The 3,248-nt window shown below is 74.7% G+C and carries 1 protein-coding gene and 1 pseudogene; one reads left to right on the forward strand and one right to left on the reverse strand.

Annotated features, from left to right (window positions below; all coding sequences use genetic code 11):
* Positions 1 to 98 precede the first annotated feature (98 nt).
* Positions 99 to 2,474 (reverse strand): phosphoribosylformylglycinamidine synthase subunit PurL, encoded by a 2,376-nt coding sequence (gene purL, locus CTKZ_RS18390; protein ID WP_124344283.1) that lies wholly within the window; start codon positions 2,472 to 2,474, stop codon positions 99 to 101.
* 258 nt (positions 2,475 to 2,732) lie between these two features.
* Between purL and CTKZ_RS21735 the strand changes: the two are divergent.
* Positions 2,733 to 3,248, forward strand: a pseudogene (locus tag CTKZ_RS21735) (hypothetical protein); the annotation flags it as partial.

Raw genomic sequence — 3,248 nt, forward strand, 5'->3', positions numbered from 1 at the left:
CCCGCCCCCCGCACGCACGACGACGCCCGCGCCGCACGAGGCGGACGCGGGCGTCGGGTGCTGCGGTGCGGCGGCGCCGGGCGGGCCGTCGCGGAGGGTCAGCCGAAGTACTGCGGGAGCGTCGCCGACCAGGCGGCGCGCGCCTCGACGAGCGGCAGCGTGAACAGGCCGCGCACCTCGACGGCCGGGGCGTGCTCGTGGTCCGCGTCGTCGACGGGCGTGCCCGCACCCGGGGTGCAGGTCTCCGCGGTCTCGCCGAGCCGGAGCGCCGGGACGCCGCGCGCGGTGCACAGGTCGAGCAGGCGCACCTCCTCCGAGCGCGGGACCGCGACGAGCACGCGCCCCTGCGACTCGGCGAACAGCGCCTCGAACGGCGTCACGCCGTCCCGCGCGCACAGCGCGTCCAGGTCGACCTGCACGCCCGTGCCGTAGCGCAGGCTCGACTCGACGAGCGCGATCGCGAGGCCGCCCTCCGAGAGGTCGTGCGCGGAGTCGACGAGGTCGTCGCGGGCCGCGGCGACGAGGACCTGCGCGAGGCGGCGCTCGGCGGCGAGGTCGACGCGCGGCGGCGTGCCGCCGAGGTGCTGGTGCACGACGTCGGCCCACGCGGACCCGTCGAGCTCCGCGCGCGTCTCGCCGAGCAGGTAGACGGCCTGGCCGGGCGTCGTCCAGCCCGACGGCACCGCGTCGGCGACGTCGTCGAGCACGCCGAGCACGCCGACGACCGGCGTCGGGTGGATGGCCGAGTCGATCTTCCCGGGCTCGCCCGTGCCGTTGTAGAGCGAGACGTTGCCGCCCGTGACCGGGACCTCGAGCTCCTGGCACGCGTCCGCGAGGCCGCGGATCGCCTCGACGAGCTGCCACATCGAGTCCGGGTGCTCGGGGCTGCCGAAGTTCAGGCAGTCGGTCACCGCGAGCGGGCGGGCGCCCGTCGTCGCGACGTTGCGGTACGCCTCGGCAAGCGCGAGCTGCGCGCCCGTGTACGGGTCGAGCTTGCCGTAGCGGCCGTTCGCGTCGGTCGCGAGCGCGACGCCCAGGCCGGTCGTCTCGTCGACGCGGATCACACCCGAGTCGTCGGGCTGCGCGAGCGCGGTGTTGCCCTGCACGAAGCGGTCGTACTGGTTCGTCACCCACGACTTGTCCGCGAGGTTCGGGCTCGCGAGCAGGCGCAGCACCGTCTGGCGGAGGTCCGCGGCGGTCGACGGGCGCGCGAAGCGGGCCTCGTCCGTGACCGAGTCGGCGTTGAGCGCGTCCTGCCACGCCGGGCGCGCGAACGGCCGGTCGTAGACAGGGCCCTCGTGCGCGACGGTCTTCGGGTCGACGTCGACGATGCGCTGCCCGTGGTGGTCGATCGTGAGGCGGCCCGTGCCGGTGACCTCGCCGATCACGGCGGTCTCGACGTCCCACCTGCCGGTGATCGCGAGGAACGCGTCGAGCTTGTCGGGCGCGACGACGGCCATCATGCGCTCCTGCGACTCCGACATGAGGATCTCGCCGGCCGTGAGCGTCGGGTCGCGCAGCAGGACCTTCTCCAGGTCGACGTGCATGCCGCCGTCGCCGTTGGACGCGAGCTCGCTCGTCGCGCAGGAGATGCCGGCCGCGCCCAGGTCCTGGATGCCCTCGACGACCTGCGCCGCGTAGAGCTCGAGGCAGCACTCGATGAGCACCTTCTCCATGAACGGGTCGCCGACCTGCACGGACGGGCGCTTCGACGGCTTGGTGTCGTCGAACGTCTCCGACGCGAGGATCGACGCGCCGCCGATCCCGTCGCCGCCCGTGCGCGCGCCGAACAGCACGACCTTGTTGCCCGCACCCGACGCGTTGGCGAGGTGGATGTCCTCGTGCCGCAGCACGCCGAGGCACAGCGCGTTGACGAGCGGGTTGCCCTGGTAGGACGCGTCGAAGACGAGCTCGCCGCCGATGTTCGGCAGGCCCAGGCTGTTGCCGTAGCCGCCGACGCCCGCGACCACGCCGTGCACGACGCGCGCGGTGTCCGGGTGGTCGACCGCGCCGAACCGCAGCTGGTCCATGACGGCGACCGGGCGCGCACCCATCGAGATGATGTCGCGCACGATGCCACCCACGCCGGTCGCCGCACCCTGGTAGGGCTCGACGTAGGACGGGTGGTTGTGCGACTCGACCTTGAACGTGACGGCCCAGCCGTCGCCGATGTCGACGACACCCGCGTTCTCGCCGATGCCGACGAGCAGGTGCTCCTTCATCGCCGGCGTCGTCTTGTCGCCGAACTGGCGCAGGTGCGTCTTGGACGACTTGTAGGAGCAGTGCTCCGACCACATCACGGAGTACATCGCGAGCTCGGCGGCCGTGGGGCGGCGGCCGAGGATGTCGCGGATCCGCTGGTACTCGTCCGGCTTGAGCCCGAGCTCGGCGAACGGCTGCTCCTGGTCGGGCGTCGCGGCGGCGTGCTCGACGGTGTCGGTCGTGGGCGCGGTGCGGGGGGATGCGGTGGTCATCGATTCCCTCGGTGGGGGCGCGGACGGCGGCGGGACGCCGGACCGCGGCGGGGTCGGCAGACGGGGACCAGGGTACCCGCGGCCGGACGGCGGGCCGCTGGGCGTCCAGCGGCAGCGGCGGCGGGACGGCCCCGGCGCGCCGCACGCCCCTGACGTGCAGGTTCTCACCGGACTCTCATCGCCCGGTTCGTCCGTGATGTCCGGATCCCGCCTAGGGTCGTGCCCGCACGCCGTCCGAACCGATCCGCCCGAGGTCCGATGCTCCGCCGCGCCGCCGCCGTCGTCCCGCTGTCCTGCCTGCTGCTCGCAGGCAGCGCGGCCGCCGCGTTCGCGGGCGGCTCGGACGACCCGACGCCCTACACCGTGACCGCCGACGGGCTCACCCTGCCCGGCGGCCGCACGTTCGTGGAGCACGACCACGTCAACGTCCGGTACGTCGTCGACGGCCAGACGCTCACCGCGCAGCTCCACGTCCAGGCCGCGACCGCGCAGGGGGCGTTCGCGGGCCGGACGGGGTTCGCGTGGACCGAGCTGGGCCTGCCCGGCACGTACTGCGTCACGTGGGTCGAGGTCAGCGGGTACAACGAGCACTTCGGCGAGGGCGGGCAGCGGCCGGCGTGCACCGACGCCCCGACCACCGCCGAGCCGGTCGAGCCGATCCCCGCCGTGCCGGCCGGTCCGCCCCCGGCTGCCGCACCCGCCCCGGCGCCGAGCGCGAGCGGGACGCCCGCCCCGACGCCGAGCCCGACCGTGAGCGGTGCGGCGCTCGTCGCG

Source organism: Cellulomonas algicola (genome assembly GCF_003851725.1).
Lineage (GTDB): Bacteria > Actinomycetota > Actinomycetes > Actinomycetales > Cellulomonadaceae > Cellulomonas > Cellulomonas algicola.